Consider the following 17,643-nt stretch of genomic DNA (forward strand, 5'->3'; position numbering starts at 1 on the left):
AAACAGAACTGATCTCCATAACAGAAGATCAGTTCTGTGTTCTGTTTCTGGCAGTCACAATTACATTGAAGCGACTTGGCGAGATGGAATAAATCCGCAAGTTCTTCGCCTACCGCTTCTGGCTGCGCGCCAAAATTAAAAGATGGTCGGTACCATTCCCCCATCTATTCGGATCGGGGATCCTTTGAAGGCGGAGGCCATCGGGCTGCAAAGGAAAGCAGTCAACCGGCCAATCTCCACAGGTCTGATAAACCGCCCGATTTCGGATTGAGGCAGGTTTTTCGTCATAAAGTCTTTCTCTTTAGCCTCGAAGGTCATTTTGTCGTTGGAATAAATGCTCTCGATGATCTCCATCACGTTCTCGGAGAGGGTCGGCCCCGGCAGGATCGTGTTCACTGTCACTTCGGCGCCGCGGGTCAGCTTGGACAAGCTTTTGGACAATGACAACAGCATGGATTTGGTCACACCGTATTGAGGCATCTGTCCGGAAGGCATGACGGCTTCCTCACTCGCGATGAAGATAATACGGCCGTATTCGCGTCTCAGCATGGAGGGCAAATAAAACTTGCTTAAGGCGTTGGCGGCGAGAAAGTTCGTACGGAAGTACTTCTCCCATACGGCATCGTCTACGTTGTCATAGGACATGATCTCATAGATGCCCATGCTGTTGACGAGGATATCGACGTGGGGGAAACTTGTGAATAAAGCTTCTCTTTGCCGCGAATCGACGAGATCGGCGGTTGCATTTCGAGGTTCCGTTTCCGGGAATGCCGCTTGGATCTCAGCTACCGTACGTTCTACGTCATCGTTGTTACGCCCATTTATGAGAACATGAACACCTTCCCTGGCAAGTTCAAAGGCAATCGCTTTTCCTATGCCTCTAGTTGATCCCGTTACTAAAGCTGTCTTATTCTTTAATCCCATATCCATCTGCCTGCACTCCTTGTGTCTAGGATAGGGATCATGATACATCGTTTCGTCTGCTCGGTAACTAGCACGGAACGTCAATTCTCTTGCAAGACACGCCAACTGGCAGGAGTCTCCCCTGTCCATAAGCGAAACGCGCGATAAAACGAATTTTGGTCCTCGTAGCCGACGAGAAAAGCGACCTCTTTGATCTCCAGCGCAGGGTTTGCCAAGTAAGCGAAAGCCATCTCCCGCTTCGTTTTCGCCAGCAACCGTTTAAAGCTTTCGCCTTCTTCCGTCAGCCTTCGCTGCAAGGTGCGCTCGCTCATCCCTAGCTCCGAGGCTACGGTTTGAATGTCGATTCTCCCTAGAGTCAGGCACCGAGACAGGAGCCACTGCACCTTAGCGCTCATGGTGGACTGGCTCTGCCGCTCCTCTAACGTACGATCCAAGGAGGGAGTCAGAATCTCGAGAAGTTCTTCGTTGTACGACGTGAAGGGGCGATCCAGATCTTCACGATTCAGTATGAGCCGATTGCGCTCCGTCCCTGTCCGAACGCGACAACCGAAATAACTTTCAAGAGCTTCAACATCGCCCATGGGGTTTATGAATTCGACGGCATGTGCCTTCAGATGATGACCGGTTCCCCGACGCCCGAGCTCAAGCAGATAAGCGAGCGTAATGCCGACAAGCACCGGCGGTCCGGGCAGCTCGGCATGCTGCCATTCCAATTCAATCGAACATCGCCCGCCTTCTTCCTGAATCTTCAAGTTTTCCGGAGGGCACATTTGCTTATAGCGCGCCATTCGGTTAAGCGCGTCCCGGTAGTCGCAAGCATGAAAGGTCGCCAAAGCATCCGGCGGATACTGTGCTGTCTCGTACGCGGTCGCAAGCTTGACGATGCCTGCAGCGATGTCCCCGACTAGTTCGGAATAAGCTTGCCAAATCGCATAATATTGTGTGGTCGTAACTAACGGTTCGCTGATGACGGTTAGCGGCAGACGTGCTTGGCGGGCTACATCAATGGGTTCTATTCCTATCCCCCTCAAGCTGGTCCAGAAGCCTGGCGCGATCTTGATGCGGTTTGCGGAAGAAGCGTTCATGGCTGTCGACCTCCAAGGGCAAAGTCAAATCGCAATCATCCACGACGCCGTGGACTATTGATTCTTCTGATTATAGCCTAACCGGGAGGGGTGAGGCCACCCGGTTAATCATTTGCGGTGGCCTCATGAACTATTTTCCTGCGTTATCGTTGAACACTCCCGCCAAGAAATTCATGGCGATATATATCGGAGACTTTTTCCAGCACAGTCTGCGCATGCTCTGTAAACTTCAAGTCCGCAATCCGATCTTTGAACAGAAACACGCCGGTCTCATTGCTGTTTTTGCCAAGAGCTCCCTCATATAATAGATTGGCTCCATGAGTTGGCGGAGAGGAAAAAAACTTCATGAATAGTTCGAACCCTGCGGTCAGTCCGGAATCTTTTTCTTTTCTTAGCGTGTTGTTAATGCCCGGGTCAACGCTGCGGATCTTGATGCCTTCCTTGGCAAGCTGCGGTGCGACGGCTTGGGTCCACAACGAAAGAGCCAGCTTCGAAGTCGCATAGGGTCCATACATTTTGCGGAAGGTTTGGGGATGCTCCAATTTTTCGATCGTAAACTCCTTCGTAAATCTAAACACCTGCGACGAAGTGTTAATCACCGTTTTTAAACGGCCGTTATTGAGCAGGTCCTTCAATTCCATCAGAATAATATAAGGAACGACTGTCAACAATTCATAATGCAATTCACGTCCTTGTTTCGAATAGCGCAGCTCACTTAATCCTCCTCCGGCGTTGTTAAACAAAATATCGAGCTGCTGCTCCTTGCTTTTGATTTCTTCCAAAGCGTGTCTCAAGCTGCCATAATCGGTGAGATCCTTCACTTTATAGGCGCGGAGCCGCCCGTCCTTGAGATGATTTTGGAGGAATCTATCTTCCTCCGGAAAATCCGACCGGTTCAAAGCAACCACCTGCCAGTTCTCCGACAGCATTTTCCGGGCCAATGCCAACCCGATCCCGTTACTTGCACCTGTAATCAATGCCATACGTTCTCGTTGATTCTTACTCAAAGCATGTCCTCCTTCATTCAGAATTTCACCGGTTAAATGTGCGTATCAGTCGGAGTCGGGCATTTCGCTCTGATAAAATCGTGCATTCTGCGATTTCGAATGGTCTTCCAAGGCGCGTAAATGGACGAGCTTAGATCTGGGAGCCGCCTCCGTCGACAGGGAACTCAGCTCCTGTGGTATAGGTGGCCTCAAATGCCAGGAATGCAACGGCCTTGGCGACCTCGACTGGATCGCCTAAACGCAGCATTGGGAGCTGCTGTCTCATCTGTGCTTTTGTCTGTTTGGCAGCTTCTTCCGGCATTGCCTTTTCCATGATGCCTGTGTCAATAACGCCGGGACTGACTGCGTTGACGCGAATATTTCGAGGCAATAACTCGCGCGCCAGACCTCGAGTCATGGAGCGCAGCGCCGCCTTACTAGCTGCGTAAGCACTGAGCATGGGTAGACCCACTGCGTTCACGATGGAGGTGGTAAGGACTACCCCGCCGCCTGAGCCCAGCAACGGAGCAAGTTTCTGCACGGTAAAGTACGGTCCTTTGGCATTGATAGCAAGTATCTCGTCGTACTTTTCTTCGGTCATTGTCTCGAAAGGGACAAACCCCGTAACACCAGCGTTAACGAACAGGGCATCAATTGTTCCAAATTCATCCTTTACTCGATCAGCTAACGCGGCAATATCTTTCAATGAAGCGGCATCGCTTATAACCGCGATTGCGCTGTTGCCGAGTTGTGCACGAGCCGCATCCAACGTCCCCTGGGTACGTCCAGTAATCAGAACGTGTGCGCCTTCGTCCACTAGCAACTTCGCTGTCGCAAGACCTATTCCGCTGCTGCCTCCCGTGATTACGACCTTTTTGTCAGAGAATTTGCCCTTGCTGAATAAATCCATTTCAAACGTCCTCCTTTTATAATCCGCAATCGGATGTTAGGTACAGGAGCGATTATAAAACAATAAATTTAATAAGTAAACAAAATTAATTAATTTAGTTCATTTAATTAGTTTTATACATAAAGAGCAGCACATTTGTTATAATATGTTTTGCAGGCATCAAAGGGAGGTATTTATCCGTGAGAAAAGCAGCGAGTGTAGATTCATATGTGGGAAAAATAAAGCCCATTATAAGAAAAACAAAATTCAGCCAACTGAAGGTCGACGATCTCGCCAAATATATGGATATCAGTAAAGTGACACTTTATAAGCATTTTTCCTCCAAAGACGACATCATCGAACAAGTCGTGGATTATTACATTGATTATTCGAAGGAGGCTGACACCGTTGTCAAAGATGATTCCGTCTCATTTTTGGACCGTTTTCAATTAACATTTTTACAATCTTTGATGTGCGCCGCGTATATCTCCGATTTGTTCTTGCAAGATCTTAAGGAATTTTATCCGCACCATTTTGACAATCTGTCCATTGCCCTGCAAAATCGGAATAAAAGCTTACAAGCTTTTTTTGAAGCCGGTATGGAGCAACAGATTTTCAACAGATTGAATGCCGTGTTGTTTATGGTTCAAGATGACGCTGTGCTGCGACGCTTTATCGAGCCGTCATTTTCGATTCAGTATGATATCACTTTGAAACAAGCTATTATGGATTTCTACTCCATGAAGCAGTATCAATTGCTAAAACCTGAATATCTGAAGATCATAGACAATTCCAATATGGAGGGGAAAATCGTTCATATTTTGCAAGCCATTTCATAAGTGCAGCGTCCATATCCGATTCCGTTGCGGACGACATGGCTGGTCGTCTTGCTGGAGGACGCTAAAACTAAGAACAACGAATAACAGCATGCGCTGCCTAGTCGTTTGCAAATTAGGCAATGCCTGCCGGACGCAAATAACCGCCCTAAAGGGCGGTTAGAAAAGGCACGTTCCATCCGGAGGCGCAACGACTCTTCGGCGCAATTATTCGTCGTACCCTAGAAGCATTTGATCCAGCGTCGTGCCGGCAAGCACCATGGGGTACACGTTCTCATTGGCCGGGATGACGAACTCGACGAGCACAGGTCCTGTTGTCTGCAGCGCCTCAAACCAGACCTTGGAAGCCTCAGCCTTGCTCGTTGCCCTTAATCCCTTGATTCCGTATGCTTCCGCAAGCTGGACGAAATCCGGACTGCCGGACAGATCGATCTGGCTGTAACGTCGTTCGTACATCAATTCCTGCTGCTGCTTAACCATGCCGAGTACCTGGTTGTTCAAGACCACGATTTTGACCGGAATCTGATGAATCGCGCAGATCGCCATCTCCTGCGCGCACATCTGCATGCCCCCGTCGCCATTGATCGAGACGACCAGACGATCCGGATTTCCGACTTTAGCTCCGATCGCAGCCGGGAATCCAAAGCCCATCGTGCCAAGACCGCCCGACGTGATGAGTGAGCGAGGATGCTTGAAGCGGTAAAACTGCGCGGTCCACATTTGATGCTGGCCGACATCGGTGGTGATGATCGCATTGCCTTGCGTCGTCTCGCTAATCATCTCGAGCACATATTGCGGCTTAATGACTGTATCCGAATCGGTATATCGAAGCGGATGCTGCGCCTTATACGCATGAAGCTGCTCGAGCCAGGCTTCCGTCTGAGCTGCTTGCGCTTTCGTGTTCGCATAAGCCAGCACGTTTTTAATATCGCCGATGCACGCGATCTCTGTCTTGACGTTCTTGCCGATTTCCGCAGGATCGATATCGATATGGGCGAAACGTGTGGCCTTAGGCGCAAACCCGTCCAGCTTCATCGTGACCCTGTCATCGAAACGCGAGCCGATCGAAATAATGAGATCCGCATTCTGCACCGCCATGTTCGCCGCATATACGCCATGATGTCCGAGCATGCCCAGCCACATTTCGTCATCGCTCGGAAACCCGCCGAGGCCGAGCAGAGTCGTCGCGACCGGAATCCGCGTAGTGTGGACGAACTTGATGAGTTCCTGCGAGGCGTTCGCATAGACAACGCCGCCGCCTGCGATAATAAGCGGCTTGCGCGCTTCTGCCATCGCCTGAAGCAGCGCATCCACTTCTGCCGGATTCGGTTGCGGGGCTCTGTGGTATCCGCGCAGCTGAACCGTGTCCGCCGGACGATATGCCATCCGCTGATTGGTCACGTCTTTCGGAATATCGATCAAGACAGGACCTTTGCGGCCCGTATTCGCGATGTAGAACGCTTCACGAATGATGCGAGGAAGGTCGTTTACATGGCGAACCATGTAGCTGTGCTTCGTAATCGACATCGTGATGCTAAAGATATCCGCTTCCTGAAAAGCATCCGTGCCCATGACAGTCGTAGATACGTTCCCCGTTATGACGACCAGCGGCACCGAATCCATATAGGCGGTTGCGATGCCAGTCACCAGATTTGTTGCTCCCGGACCGGATGTCGCAATGCATACCCCAACCTTCCCCGTAGACCTGGCATAGCCGTCCGCCGCGTGAATCGCGCCTTGTTCGTGCCGGGTCAAGATATGCTTGAATTCAGGCTGATGTACCATCGCGTCATAAATGTAGAGCACATTGCCTCCCGGATAGCCGAATACGCATTCCACCCCTTCCTGCAGCAAGCCGCGCAAAAGCACCTCCGAACCGGTGATATATTCCTCTGATGGCGTCGTTGTTTCATTCGTCATTCCTATTTGCTGTTCCATTGGGCAGCCTCCTTTGCAAAATAAAATCCCCTCTCCTGCTGAGTCAACTGACAGCGATTCAGTCAGCTCATACAGGGACGAAAGGGGATTTTTTCGCGGTACCACCCAAGTTCGCTGCCACTCTCGCGAATGCAGCCTCATGAGGTAAGGCCGATGCCTTACCTGCGGCGCGTTAACGAGCGCCATTTCGGTTAAGTCTACTTGCAGGCATGGAATGAGACCAGCCGCTTTCGGTTAACAGCTCCGAGACGACACCGTACAAAGGGTTAAGGCAAAGGTTTCAGCGTTTCCTCCGCTCTCTGGGCATAAGCGCCTTTGCTGGCTTTCTCTTCATCGCCTGCTGGTATTAAAATAAATAACCCCTTCCTTCCCAAGGCTCGAAGCTACTGCTTGAAGCCTTGGGACGAAAGGGGAATGTTCGCGGTACCACCCAGGTTTACTGCAATCTCGCAATTGCAGTCTCATGAGGTAAAGCCGATGCTATACCTGCAGCATGTTAACGGATGCCAGGCCGGTTGATTCTACTTGCGGGCGTGCAATCACGCCTTCCGCGTTCGGTCAACAGCTCCGAGACGACACTATACAGGCGTTACGGCGGAGGTTCCAGCAATCCCTCTGCTCTCTGGACATAAACACTACTGTATAGCCTTCTCTTCTTCGCAATATTTGTATTTTTCTGATAATAGCACAGACTCGACTTTTTTTCAAATCGAATTGATACTAAGCGCGCAAGTATTAGCGGGATTAACAGCTCCGTACTCGCTATGGTTCTCTTTTGTGGAAACGAATATTCAACAACGGTTATAATAATCATGTATAAAGTGCTTTTGGTCTATTTGGTTATTCGCGATATGTATCTTCCAGATGAGTAAATAGAGGTGACCCACTTGAAAATGAATCGTTCCTCATCCGCATTGGGTGACTTCCTTAAATCGCGCAGAGAACGGTTGCAGCCTTCAGAGGCCGGAATTCAGCCGCTGCCCGGACGAAGACGCACTCCGGGACTTCGAAGAGAAGAAGTCTCCTATCTTGCCCATATAAGCGTGACTTACTATACCTGGCTGGAGCAAGGCAAGGAGGTTAATCCTTCGCCGGAAGTGCTGCTAAGCATTAGCAAAGCGCTTCAGCTTGACGAAGACGAGCAGAAGCATCTGTTCGATCTGGCCAATGTAGATGTGGCGAGCGTCGTCACCGTGCCGAATAACGGTGGGCCGGACACGGGAGTTCTGCAGAAAATCGTAGAGCAACTGCATTATCCTTCTTTTATCACAGACGAAGGTACGGATATTATCGTGTGGAATCGAGCGGCAGAACTGATCATAGCCGATTTCGGCAGTCTGCCGGACGACGAACGGAATATGATGGACATTATGTTTTTAAAGCCTGATTACCGCCACAGACTGGTGAATTGGGAAGCCGCTGCCCGTTACTCTGTAGCCGTCCTGCGGGCAAGCTTCGATCATTACAAGAACAACCCGATATATATGGAACGGTTTGAACGCTTGATGCGGGAAAGCACGGAGTTCGTACATTTCTGGGAGCTATATGAAATCAAACAAAAACGCGTAGCTACCGCTTTATTCCGTCTTCCTGACGCACAGGAGGTGGAGTTCGAGCTCCATTCCGCGGCTGTAATCGATAATGACCCGGGACTGCACTGGTGTTTCTTTGTTCCGGTGGCCGGTTCAGGTACGGAGGAAAGATTATTACGTCTACTTGAGCAGGACAGGCTGCTACCGTAGACTGTTACTCCCGTTAATAGAATAGACGTGCTGTGGCTAGCTCCCTCCAGTTGTTTGTATAATTCAGTGGATGACAGCAAATGGAGGGTGTTTAGCATGCAAACTTGGTTCATTACAGGAGCATCAGGAGGCTTGGGTTCATGTATAACTCGCCGGTTGCTTGATAGAGGGGACCGTGTAGCCGCAACGGTACGCAAGCCGGGGGTGCTGGATGATCTGCAGGCACAGTATGGCTCGCAACTTTGGCAGGCTCATGTAGATCTGACAAACTCTCAGCAAATTGTTGAAGTGGTGGAACGTGCATTTTTAGAACTGGGCACGATCGATGTGTTTGTCAATAATGCAGCCTATGGCCTGTATGGCGCAGTAGAAGAAGCAAGCGACAGGCAAATTGAGCATCAGTTTATGACCAATGTGCTCGGCTCCCTGCGTGCAGCGCGTGCAGCCCTGCCCTTTTTCCGCAAGCAGGGCGGCGGTCACATCGTACAGATTTCGAGTATGGCGGGTCATTACTCTATTCCGGGTATGGGACTGTATTGCTCTTCGAAATGGGCGGTCGAAGGAGCCTTTGAAGCGCTAGCTAAGGAAGTGGCTCCGTTCAATATTAAGACCACTCTGGTGGAGCCCGGCGGAATCCGAACGAATTTCCTTACAAGCAATGCCGTATTCGGTGAGCGGATGGACGAATACCGGGTTACGGAGGCGGGCCGATTCGTTAGCCTGATGAAGGGAGAACTGCCCGGTATAGATATGAGCATGTTCAATCAAATGGTTATTGGCGATCCGGATAAAATGGCGCAGCAAATTATCCGTCGTGTCGACCAGGGAGAGGGTCCGATACGTATGGCGTTGGGCAGTGACGCCTATGAGCAAATCCGGGCAGCCCTGCTGGACAGACTGGCCGCTCTGGAGGCACAAAAAGAGCTGGCTTACTCCACTGATTCAGATGATGTGGTAAAACAAATTTAAAAGATACCAAAGAATTCGTCATCCACGGCAACTGATATGCTCCTCTGAAATAGCCGGTTTATTTATTAAACCTGCTTACTTAAAGAGGAGCATATTTAAAACTTGCCGTTATTTGCGATACCGCTCGGATGTCTTGATTCATGCCTGATACCAGTTCTGAGTGCCTTCCTCTACTAAACTCTTGGAGAAGATTCAAGCTGCTCAGAATGCTGGCTCTGATAATCCATTAGCAGCTGCTGCATCTTATCCACCGTCCCATCTGGATGAGGAACATGAATGCAAACGATCAAATTAGAATCGTTCAAGTAATGAAACGAAACAAGATCAAAATTCAAGATCCCGAGATTCGGACAATGCAGCGTCTTAGGAGCATCAATAGCATCGAGAACCTCGTGGGAATCCCAAAATTCTCGAAACTCCCTGCTAGCCTGCGAAAGCGCTTCGAACTGCTCGGACCACCAGGGATCGTCGACGTGACGCGCATACCCGGCATGAAAATTAGCAACGATTCGCTTGGCATGCACTTCCCATTGGTCTCCCTTTAGATAGCGGAAACGGGGAGAAGTAAACGTCATCCATACCAAATTCCGCTCCCTTTCCGACATAACCGCGAGATTTCCATTTATTGCGCAGTAGGCATCATTCCAGGCAATGATGTTCATGCGCGCATCCATGACAGTCGTAGGAGAAAGGTTCTGGCTGCCCAAAAAACGTTGAAGCTCCGGCGTTACCTTAGAGGGTTGCTTCGTACCGGTCAAAGGAAATTGCTTACGGGCAAGATGGTACAGATGCTTGCATTCCGATTCATCTAACCGAAGCACCTTCGCTATTCGATCAAGGACTTCAGCGGATACGTTGATATGACGCCCTTGTTCCAGATAGGTATACCAATCCAATCCCACATCTGCCAGCAAAGCAACCTCGCTGCGGCGAAGTCCGGGTGTCCGTCTGCGTCCGGAATCCGGCACCCCGGCTTGCTCTGGGGTTATTCGTTCTCGGCGTGAACGCAAAAAACGGGACAATTCCTCATAACGATCCAATTTGTTTGCCATGCTCTCCATACCTCCTACCCATTCATGAACGTAGGATTCCCAATCCTACGATAACTAGATCTCTTCCTAGCCTCTTCGGTTCCATGTAAGCTAGTTTATGTCCTCCGTAGGAGGAATAGCAAGAATAGATAGACAGTGATATCGGCCCCACCTGCTCAACTCCATTCAGTATCATCGAGGTGATGAAAATGAAAATAGCCGCCATAAATGGTCTTGTTGATGAGAAGTTTTACAAGAAGGGTGAGCTGACCGATGAACCTGCCACTCAGTACCTTGATCTTGTTACCGACAATTTCGCGAAATGGATGAAGGAGCTCTCCCAATTGAAGCAGCTCCAGAGTCAAAAATAAACAGAAACCTTGGAGGGAGCAACATGTTTGAGCATATCGTGCTATTGAAATTCAAGCCCGATGTTTCTATTGAAGTAAAAGAAAGTGCAATAAGACGCGCGCATGACTTTAAGGGGAACATTCCGGGAATTGTGGAACTTAGTGCCGGGATTAACGTGACGGAGGAAATCGAGCATATGCAGGGATTTACGCTGGGAATCAGAGTCACCTTCGAGAATCAACAGGCTTGCCGGGAGTATATTCAGCACCCCCTGCATCAAGGTTTATTGCAATTCCTAGGTCCGTTTGTTGAAGAAATCGTCGTCATGGATTACCCGTTTGCTTAAAGCGAAGAATCGCAGTAGGTTACGGGACAAACCATCCGTGTTAATGGCGGATTCATTTAATCTGATCCTGCATCATGCGGCCGCTCAGTTCCTCTGTCGGGAAACGAGCGGCTTTCTCTTGACCTTGAAAGTACCTTTTGTAGAGGTACGTTAGCGATAGAAGTCAACCATATCTCCAAACAGCCGTTTAATAAATTCGAGCTCGCTTTCATTATATCTTTCCAAAAATTCGTACATTCTTTGCTTTTCCTTCGCATGAAGCTCATCATGAGCAGCAAAAAGCTTTTTGCCGACAGGCGTTAGCCGAAAGTACACTTCCTTTTTGTTGTCATTGAGCTGGGCTTTTCGCACCCAGCCTGCCTTTAGTAATTTATTTGCGATCTTGGAGGTATTTCCTTTACTTAAACGTATTCTCTCCGCGATGGAAGTGAGATTGATCGGCTCCTGCTCTCCGATACACGCAATGGTGTGCAGTTCCGTCATATTCAAGCTGAATTCCGATTCAACATGCTTCCGGATATCCTCCAGGTAGGTGGCAGTTATTCGGGTTTCATATTGCTCTTTTTGCTCAAGAAACTGAATGAAAAATTCATGAATGGCGGTTTTGTTCTTACTGGCAGTATCCATGATTATGCCGGCTCCTCCATATATTTTTTTTATTATATCATAGATTGTTCTCTGAGAAACAAACAGGCCCCCTTATATTGATATTGGGATTGACAGAACAAAGAGAGACAAAGTAAAATAATATTGTTTCACAAGAAACAATATTATTTTGTTAATTTTAATCACCCTTGTTTTAACAAGCAATAAAAAAGATTCTAACGAAACAATATTTGATGAAGGAGGTTTACCGGCCATACTTGTCCACTTTTCAAGAGAAGATTTATAAATATGGAAATGGAGCATACCTGCCTATGGAAATCGTGAATCCGAAGACAGCAAGTACCTATATAGGGGTACAAGCGCTAGCCGATCCTGAATGGCTTATCGAAATAGACGCTATCTTGATCTTCCCATAATGTTTAAGAAAAGAGGTTACTGATATGAACTATGAAGTCATCCTTATCGGTGGCGGACCTGTCGGCATGATGTTGGCTGGGGAACTGGCATTAGCCGGTGCCAAGGTCTGCGTCATTGAGCGATTAAAAGAGACAACCCCCTATTCACGTGCGCTTACCGTACATCCACGAACCCTTGAAATATTAGATATGCGTGGAGTGAAATCAGAATTGATCGGTCAAGGCCGCTTACTTTCGAGAGGACATTTTGCCGGCTTAAAAACCCCTTTGGATTTCTCGGTATTGGATTCCTCTTCCAACCACACCCTCTTTTTACCGCAGAGTGAGACGGAGAAGGTGCTGGAGGAATGGGCGCTTAGCCTTGGCGCAGAGGTCTGGAGAGAGTTTGAGGCTCTGTCTGTGCACCAGGATGAGGATGGGGTTGACGTTAAAATCACGGGACCTCATGGAGAAACAACGTTAAGATCAGCCTATGTGGTAGGTACGGATGGAGCTAGAAGTATAGTTCGCAAACATGCAAATATATCTTTTGAAGGTACAAATGCGACCTTCACGGCTATTCTGGGGGATGCCGTTCTATCTGATTTGGCTCCTATGAGTGTCATTTCCCGGATTACAGATAAAGGATTGGTCAGCATCATGCCAATCAATGATCATATCTACCGAGTCTTGATTATCGATATGGAGAGACGTCACATCTCTAAGGACGAGAGTGTTACACTGGAAGAGTTTCGTTCATCGCTCATCCGTACGACCGGAAGCGACTTGGGTTTGAACGAGGTGAAATGGATGTCCCGTTTCGGAAATGCTACGCGGCAAGCGGGACGCTATCGGAACGGCCGATTGTTTTTGGCGGGAGATTCGGCGCACATTCATTTTCCCGCTGGTGGACAGGGAATGAATGTCGGCTTACAAGAAGCGATGAACTTGGGCTGGAAGCTTGCAGGAGCAATCAAAGGCTGGGCTCCGGACTGGCTCTTGGACAGTTATCATGCCGAACGTTTTCCATGGAATACGGCCTTGCTCCGGAATACCGAGGTCCAAACCCTGCTTCTGGACGTGACTCCTCCCATCACGGAACTGCGAAGCATGCTGGCTGATTTGCTTCAAATACCCGAGGCTAATTATCAGATCGCAGCACAAATTTCCGCCATGGATGTACATTATGCTCCCGACGCCGAAGCTCCTTCCCATCCTTTAAACGGGAAACGGTTCAAGGATCTCAGCTTAAAGCTGAGAGACGGGCAATTGATTAACTCCTATCCGCTTCTGCACAAAGGTACTTTTCTTCTGCTGCATTTCCATTCTAATGAACAGAATAGCGGTCCATGGGAAACGTATAGCAACCTTCAAGTTGTACATGCATCATTGGCTGAGGCAGACGCGGATTGGAACGACGTCCACACGGCACTTATTCGGCCGGATGGACATATTGCCTGGGCGATTTCTCTATCCGATCCGAATCCAATGTCAGCCATAAATGAAGGAATCACTCGCTGGTGCGGAGACATTACCGTGTAGTAATTCGTTTGAGTTGTGTAACTGCCTTCCCATTGGGTAAACTTGCATGGGGACGTCTTAATGAACTAAAATCACGGTACACTGCACTCAAAAGACGCAATGTTCTCCATGAGTATGAAAATACCGCTCAAGCGTTATTCAACAATGCTTAGGCGGCATTTTCATTTCTGAGAAAGAAGGTACTTTAACACTCCGTTTCGTTCCGCAGTTGCGGATCGGCGTCAAGCAAATCAACTGATGTAAGCGAGGTGCTTTCTACAACGATGCCTCCGATTACATTATACAAAACAGATGTCTCCAAATCGTCGTTGGGCTTTTCGTTTATGCCGTTTGTTTAGTGACTGCCCTCCCCCTACTCTCGCTAATTTTCCTCCTCTACGGCGATGCCCGCAGCTCTTAAGTGCCCATAGGCGACGATTCTACTAAACTGAGATGAAACTTCATCTACAGGAAGGGGCTTATCGTTTTTAACCCACCAAATTACAATCCCCATGAAAGCTGACCCAAGGTATTCGATCAGCAATTCCTTGGATACCGCTAATGGAGAGTTTTCCTGAGCAGGTTGCCACCCCTCAACTAATTTATCATTAATGATTTTCTCCATTTTCGCTTGAAACTGATAGATTCGATTCTCTTCAATTAACATGGAACGGTAAAAGGTCATATTTAGAGAAATATGCTCCAGTACAGTTTGCATGACTGTCTCGAGTAGAGAAATGCTGAAAGGATTCATACTGATCGGACAAAGAACAATTGCATCCTTTAAATCGCTTAACAGTTCATTCATGCATGTATCTAATAAATCAGGCTTGTTTTGGTAGTGAAGATAAAAAGTATTTCGATTGATCATAGCCCGATCGGCAATATCCTGGACCGTTATCGCCTCATATCCTTTTTCCTGAACAAGCTCATAAAACGCCTTTCGAATCGATTGTTTCGTGCGCAGTATTCTAAGGTCTGTTTTCTTGTTCATTATTTTCGTACCCCCTCAATTTATTTAGCGCCATTAAGCGACAGAGTGATATGGGTTGTCTATTATACTTCAAAACTAAAAATATTGAATATTGAGCGATATATTAGCCTTTATTATAATGAGCAATAGATAAATAAACAACGTGATGTTCATTATTTGTCTAGATACTAAATAACTCTAAGGAGGATTTACCAATGGCATTCACCCATCAAAATGAGCTTGTTCGTAAGGCAGTCGCTGTGCTGGAAAGTTTTGAGAGCGGCAAACCCGAAGCGATTACGGCTTACGTTCATCCGGATCACTATATTCAGCACAACCAGGCCTTACTCGATGGTCGTGAAACCATGCTTGGTGCTCTTGATCATCTAAAGGAAATTGGTACAAAGGTAAGCATTAAGCGGGCTTTAGTTGACGGAAATTATGTGGCTCTTCATTCGGTATATCATTTTCACGGCCCTAAAATCGTATTTGATATCTTCCGTTTTGAGAATGGACTAATCGTTGAACATTGGGACAACTTGCAAGAGATGGTGGAAAAGACACCAAGCAACCATACGATGATTGACGGACCGGTTACGATTAAGGATATCGACAAAACGGAGGCCAACAAAGCATTTGTCAAAAGCTATGTTGAGAACATCTTGCTCGGGAAGAACCCTGACCTGCTTGCCTCTTATTTTGATCGAGATACCTATATTCAGCATAGTCCTCATATTGCAGACGGCCTCTCTGGTCTTCAAGCTGCTCTGCAGGCTTTGAAGGAGAGAAAAGTTGAGTTTCAATATACTCATGTCCATCAAGTCATCGGGCAAGGCGATTTTGTTCTTACCGTGAGTGAAGGTCTATTTGATGGCCAACATACTGCTTTCTACGATCTGTTCCGTGTACAGGATGGAAAGATCTCTGAGCATTGGGACGTAATTGAGGCCATTCTGCCGGAAGAAAAACGAAAAAATACGAACAGTAGATTTTGAAGTTGGTGTAGCTGAATCGCAAGAAAGACATCGCCGAATTTAATTTTGCGATGTCTTTCGCTTCTCGTATTTGACCGCATGACAAAGGGAAGAGAATCATGAAAATATTGACACAAAAATGATGTGGCTTGTTCCTGGCTAGCCAGAAGGCGGCCGCCGCGGGTTCAAGGAGATGGACAGTCAGCGCGCTGCAAGCTATCGGAGGATTTGTGATCGTCGGCATAGCCTCGTGCTTTACCATATGGATGGCTTCGTCATGGTACGGCATGGAATTGGTGAACGCGGCAGGAGACGTGGTTGTTCCTATGGTTGTCCGGATCAGCATTCTTTTTACTGCAATCTTCCTTGCTAAATTGGATCGGATTCCGGGGAATACCACTGCTTGTACTGCTGATGTTCTTCTCCCGCTGCTGAACATGGCTCCGGAGTTCTTGTCGCAGTCGACGCGGGATTGGATCTATTCGTGGACGCCACTCCGGTTCGCGGAGGGCTGGGGGAAGTGATGTACTTCGGAGGAGTGGACGCGGTCGGCTCGAACGCCTTCGTTTTGTGGGGCGACGCCGTGGGATGTTTGGTCCTGCTGCTCGCTTCCGATTTTAAGGCTGGTCGAGCGACAGATGCGCCACCTACTTCTTCTGTTACAAGCGATTAAAACAAAAAAAGCTCATTAGAATAATTTCTAATGAACCATCGACATTTAAATTGATACCGGCGAGAGGACTCGAACCTCCACGGTTTCCCTCTCGATTTTGAGTCGAGCGCGTCTGCCATTCCGCCACGCCGGCATTTGGTGGCGTGCCCTAAGAGATTCGAACTCCTGACCTTTTGATTCGTAGTCAAACGCTCTATCCAGCTGAGCTAAGGGCACATATAACAATCAATTGGAGTGGTGCCGAAGACCAGGGTCGAACTGGTACGGTGGTCACCCACCGCAGGATTTTAAGTCCTGTGCGTCTGCCGATTCCGCCACTCCGGCGTAAATATGGAGGCGCCACCCAGACTCGAACTGGGGGTAAAGCTTTTGCAGAGCTCTGCCTTACCACTTGGCTATGGCGCCATATAAGATGGAGCGGAAGACGGGAATCGAACCCGCGACCCTCGCCTTGGCAAGGCGATGCTCTACCGCTGAGCCACTTCCGCAAATAAAACTGGGGATCTAGGATTCGAACCTAGGCGTGACGGAGTCAAAGTCCGTTGCCTTACCGCTTGGCTAATCCCCAATAAAGGTAAAGATGGGGCGATCGATGGGACTTGAACCCACGAATGCTGGAGCCACAGACCAGTGCGTTAACCCCTTCGCCACGACCGCCATATGAAATTTGTTTGGCAGGGGCAGCAGGAATCGAACCCACACCAAAGGTTTTGGAGACCTTTGTTCTACCTTTAAACTATGCCCCTATAATAAGTGGTGGAGGCTGATGGATTCGAACCACCGAACTCGTCAGAGAACAGATTTACAGTCTGCTGCGTTTGGCCACTTCGCTAAGCCTCCATATGAAACTGTGGTGCCGCCGAGAGGACTTGAACCCCCAACCTACTGATTACAAGTCAGTTGCTCTACCAGTTGAGCTACAGCGGCGTAAATGGTGGCTCGGGACGGAATCGAACCGCCGACACGAGGATTTTCAGTCCTCTGCTCTACCGACTGAGCTACCGAGCCTAACAGATTTAAATTCAACTTACTTCAATAATTTAATGGCGGAGCCGACGGGATTCGAACCCGCGGTCTCCTGCGTGACAGGCAGGCATGTTAGGCCTCTACACCACGGCTCCACACATGAAATTGGTTGCGGGGGCAGGATTTGAACCTGCGGCCTTCGGGTTATGAGCCCGACGAGCTACCGGGCTGCTCCACCCCGCGTCATTGCTTCAAAGATTCTATGGTGGAGGCTGACGGGATCGAACCGCCGACCCTCTGCTTGTAAGGCAGATGCTCTCCCAGCTGAGCTAAGCCTCCATGGGAGTGAGCTTAAGGCTCACTTTATGACCCGTAGGGGATTCGAACCCCTGTTACCTCCGTGAAAGGGAGGTGTCTTAACCCCTTGACCAACGGGCC

15 protein-coding genes and 15 tRNA genes are annotated in these 17,643 nt (G+C 48.6%); 7 read left to right on the plus strand and 23 right to left on the minus strand.

The window, feature by feature from the left end; all coding sequences use genetic code 11:
• Window positions 1–135 precede the first annotated feature (135 nt).
• From BLR08_RS23920 to BLR08_RS23935, 4 genes are all read right to left on the minus strand, one after another.
• Window positions 136–930 carry an SDR family NAD(P)-dependent oxidoreductase gene (locus tag BLR08_RS23920; protein WP_072336170.1) on the minus strand — a complete coding sequence of 265 codons (795 nt, stop codon included), beginning with the start codon at window positions 928–930 and terminating at the stop codon, window positions 136–138.
• 74 nt (window positions 931–1,004) lie between these two features.
• Window positions 1,005–2,009 (minus strand): helix-turn-helix transcriptional regulator, encoded by a 1,005-nt coding sequence (locus BLR08_RS23925; protein WP_072336173.1) that lies wholly within the window; start codon window positions 2,007–2,009, stop codon window positions 1,005–1,007.
• Between the two features lie 143 nt (window positions 2,010–2,152).
• Window positions 2,153–3,016: an SDR family NAD(P)-dependent oxidoreductase gene (locus BLR08_RS23930; RefSeq protein ID WP_072336178.1), complete on the minus strand. Its 864-nt coding sequence runs from the start codon at window positions 3,014–3,016 to the stop codon at window positions 2,153–2,155.
• A 130-nt stretch (window positions 3,017–3,146) separates the two neighbouring features.
• Window positions 3,147–3,905, minus strand: coding sequence for an SDR family oxidoreductase (locus tag BLR08_RS23935; protein WP_072336181.1), 759 nt, complete (start codon window positions 3,903–3,905; stop codon window positions 3,147–3,149).
• Between the two features lie 179 nt (window positions 3,906–4,084).
• On the opposite strand from BLR08_RS23935, the gene BLR08_RS23940 reads away from it, so the two are divergent.
• A complete protein-coding gene (locus BLR08_RS23940; protein ID WP_072336184.1) occupies window positions 4,085–4,723 on the plus strand; it encodes a TetR/AcrR family transcriptional regulator in 639 nt (212 codons plus the stop codon).
• Between the two features lie 204 nt (window positions 4,724–4,927).
• Here the strand turns inward: BLR08_RS23940 and ilvB are convergent, their stop codons facing one another.
• Window positions 4,928–6,658: a biosynthetic-type acetolactate synthase large subunit gene (gene ilvB / locus BLR08_RS23945; protein ID WP_083537472.1), complete on the minus strand. Its 1,731-nt coding sequence runs from the start codon at window positions 6,656–6,658 to the stop codon at window positions 4,928–4,930.
• Window positions 6,659–7,551: 893 nt separating this feature from the next.
• On the opposite strand from ilvB, the gene BLR08_RS23950 reads away from it, so the two are divergent.
• On the plus strand, window positions 7,552–8,400 hold the full coding sequence (locus BLR08_RS23950) for a helix-turn-helix transcriptional regulator (RefSeq protein ID WP_256257764.1): 849 nt from the start codon (window positions 7,552–7,554) through the stop codon (window positions 8,398–8,400).
• A 96-nt stretch (window positions 8,401–8,496) separates the two neighbouring features.
• Entirely contained in the window at window positions 8,497–9,369 is an 873-nt protein-coding gene (locus BLR08_RS23955; RefSeq protein ID WP_072336191.1) for an SDR family oxidoreductase, read from the plus strand.
• A gap of 173 nt (window positions 9,370–9,542) precedes the next feature.
• On the opposite strand, the gene BLR08_RS23960 is transcribed toward BLR08_RS23955, so the two are convergent.
• A complete protein-coding gene (locus BLR08_RS23960; RefSeq protein WP_083537473.1) occupies window positions 9,543–10,421 on the minus strand; it encodes a helix-turn-helix transcriptional regulator in 879 nt (292 codons plus the stop codon).
• 188 nt (window positions 10,422–10,609) lie between these two features.
• On the opposite strand from BLR08_RS23960, the gene BLR08_RS23965 reads away from it, so the two are divergent.
• Entirely contained in the window at window positions 10,610–10,771 is a 162-nt protein-coding gene (locus tag BLR08_RS23965; protein WP_176835594.1) for a hypothetical protein, read from the plus strand.
• Between the two features lie 23 nt (window positions 10,772–10,794).
• Complete coding sequence (locus BLR08_RS23970; protein WP_072336197.1) at window positions 10,795–11,097, plus strand: Dabb family protein; 303 nt, start codon at window positions 10,795–10,797, stop codon at window positions 11,095–11,097.
• Window positions 11,098–11,247: 150 nt separating this feature from the next.
• Here the strand turns inward: BLR08_RS23970 and BLR08_RS23975 are convergent, their stop codons facing one another.
• Window positions 11,248–11,724 carry a MarR family transcriptional regulator gene (locus BLR08_RS23975; protein ID WP_072336200.1) on the minus strand — a complete coding sequence of 159 codons (477 nt, stop codon included), beginning with the start codon at window positions 11,722–11,724 and terminating at the stop codon, window positions 11,248–11,250.
• Between the two features lie 419 nt (window positions 11,725–12,143).
• On the opposite strand from BLR08_RS23975, the gene BLR08_RS23980 reads away from it, so the two are divergent.
• Window positions 12,144–13,640 (plus strand): monooxygenase, encoded by a 1,497-nt coding sequence (locus BLR08_RS23980; RefSeq protein ID WP_072336204.1) that lies wholly within the window; start codon window positions 12,144–12,146, stop codon window positions 13,638–13,640.
• Between the two features lie 361 nt (window positions 13,641–14,001).
• On the opposite strand, the gene BLR08_RS23985 is transcribed toward BLR08_RS23980, so the two are convergent.
• Window positions 14,002–14,613, minus strand: a complete 612-nt coding sequence (locus BLR08_RS23985) for a TetR/AcrR family transcriptional regulator (RefSeq protein WP_072336208.1) — start codon at window positions 14,611–14,613, stop codon at window positions 14,002–14,004.
• A 194-nt stretch (window positions 14,614–14,807) separates the two neighbouring features.
• On the opposite strand from BLR08_RS23985, the gene BLR08_RS23990 reads away from it, so the two are divergent.
• The gene (locus BLR08_RS23990; protein ID WP_072336211.1) at window positions 14,808–15,587 is read left to right on the plus strand and encodes a nuclear transport factor 2 family protein; all 780 of its coding nucleotides are present in this window, start codon (window positions 14,808–14,810) and stop codon (window positions 15,585–15,587) included.
• Between the two features lie 706 nt (window positions 15,588–16,293).
• On the opposite strand, the gene BLR08_RS24000 is transcribed toward BLR08_RS23990, so the two are convergent.
• From BLR08_RS24000 to BLR08_RS24070, 15 genes are all read right to left on the minus strand, one after another.
• Window positions 16,294–16,372 (minus strand) — tRNA-Leu (locus BLR08_RS24000).
• 6 nt (window positions 16,373–16,378) lie between these two features.
• Window positions 16,379–16,455, minus strand: a tRNA-Arg gene (locus BLR08_RS24005).
• A gap of 19 nt (window positions 16,456–16,474) precedes the next feature.
• Window positions 16,475–16,563, minus strand: a tRNA-Leu gene (locus BLR08_RS24010).
• A gap of 7 nt (window positions 16,564–16,570) precedes the next feature.
• A tRNA-Cys gene (locus tag BLR08_RS24015) sits at window positions 16,571–16,644 on the minus strand.
• 8 nt (window positions 16,645–16,652) lie between these two features.
• Window positions 16,653–16,727 (minus strand) — tRNA-Gly (locus tag BLR08_RS24020).
• Between the two features lie 8 nt (window positions 16,728–16,735).
• Window positions 16,736–16,807, minus strand: a tRNA-Gln gene (locus BLR08_RS24025).
• A 13-nt stretch (window positions 16,808–16,820) separates the two neighbouring features.
• Window positions 16,821–16,896 (minus strand) — tRNA-His (locus BLR08_RS24030).
• A 15-nt stretch (window positions 16,897–16,911) separates the two neighbouring features.
• Window positions 16,912–16,985: transfer RNA gene (locus BLR08_RS24035), tRNA-Trp, on the minus strand.
• 8 nt (window positions 16,986–16,993) lie between these two features.
• A tRNA-Tyr gene (locus tag BLR08_RS24040) sits at window positions 16,994–17,079 on the minus strand.
• 11 nt (window positions 17,080–17,090) lie between these two features.
• A tRNA-Thr gene (locus tag BLR08_RS24045) sits at window positions 17,091–17,166 on the minus strand.
• Between the two features lie 5 nt (window positions 17,167–17,171).
• Window positions 17,172–17,247: transfer RNA gene (locus BLR08_RS24050), tRNA-Phe, on the minus strand.
• 36 nt (window positions 17,248–17,283) lie between these two features.
• A tRNA-Asp gene (locus tag BLR08_RS24055) sits at window positions 17,284–17,360 on the minus strand.
• An 11-nt stretch (window positions 17,361–17,371) separates the two neighbouring features.
• Window positions 17,372–17,448: transfer RNA gene (locus BLR08_RS24060), tRNA-Met, on the minus strand.
• A 20-nt stretch (window positions 17,449–17,468) separates the two neighbouring features.
• Window positions 17,469–17,544 (minus strand) — tRNA-Val (locus BLR08_RS24065).
• Window positions 17,545–17,571: 27 nt separating this feature from the next.
• A tRNA-Glu gene (locus BLR08_RS24070) sits at window positions 17,572–17,643 on the minus strand.

This window comes from Paenibacillus sp. cl123, from assembly GCF_900101595.1.
Lineage (GTDB): Bacteria > Bacillota > Bacilli > Paenibacillales > NBRC-103111 > Paenibacillus_G.

Bases quoted from the DNA above. Each gene is read 5' to 3' on its own strand.
- BLR08_RS23920 (WP_072336170.1), bottom strand. From the start codon at position 930: ATGGATATGGGATTAAAGAATAAGACAGCTTTAGTAACGGGATCAACT.
- BLR08_RS23925 (WP_072336173.1), bottom strand. From the start codon at position 2,009: ATGAACGCTTCTTCCGCAAACCGCATCAAGATCGCGCCAGGCTTCTGG.
- BLR08_RS23935 (WP_072336181.1), bottom strand. From the start codon at position 3,905: ATGGATTTATTCAGCAAGGGCAAATTCTCTGACAAAAAGGTCGTAATC.
- ilvB (WP_083537472.1), bottom strand. From the start codon at position 6,658: ATGGAACAGCAAATAGGAATGACGAATGAAACAACGACGCCATCAGAG.
- BLR08_RS23950 (WP_256257764.1), top strand. From the start codon at position 7,552: ATGAATCGTTCCTCATCCGCATTGGGTGACTTCCTTAAATCGCGCAGA.
- BLR08_RS23955 (WP_072336191.1), top strand. From the start codon at position 8,497: ATGCAAACTTGGTTCATTACAGGAGCATCAGGAGGCTTGGGTTCATGT.
- BLR08_RS23960 (WP_083537473.1), bottom strand. From the start codon at position 10,421: ATGGCAAACAAATTGGATCGTTATGAGGAATTGTCCCGTTTTTTGCGT.
- BLR08_RS23965 (WP_176835594.1), top strand. From the start codon at position 10,610: ATGAAAATAGCCGCCATAAATGGTCTTGTTGATGAGAAGTTTTACAAG.
- BLR08_RS23970 (WP_072336197.1), top strand. From the start codon at position 10,795: ATGTTTGAGCATATCGTGCTATTGAAATTCAAGCCCGATGTTTCTATT.
- BLR08_RS23975 (WP_072336200.1), bottom strand. From the start codon at position 11,724: ATGGATACTGCCAGTAAGAACAAAACCGCCATTCATGAATTTTTCATT.
- BLR08_RS23980 (WP_072336204.1), top strand. From the start codon at position 12,144: ATGAACTATGAAGTCATCCTTATCGGTGGCGGACCTGTCGGCATGATG.
- BLR08_RS23985 (WP_072336208.1), bottom strand. From the start codon at position 14,613: ATGAACAAGAAAACAGACCTTAGAATACTGCGCACGAAACAATCGATT.
- BLR08_RS23990 (WP_072336211.1), top strand. From the start codon at position 14,808: ATGGCATTCACCCATCAAAATGAGCTTGTTCGTAAGGCAGTCGCTGTG.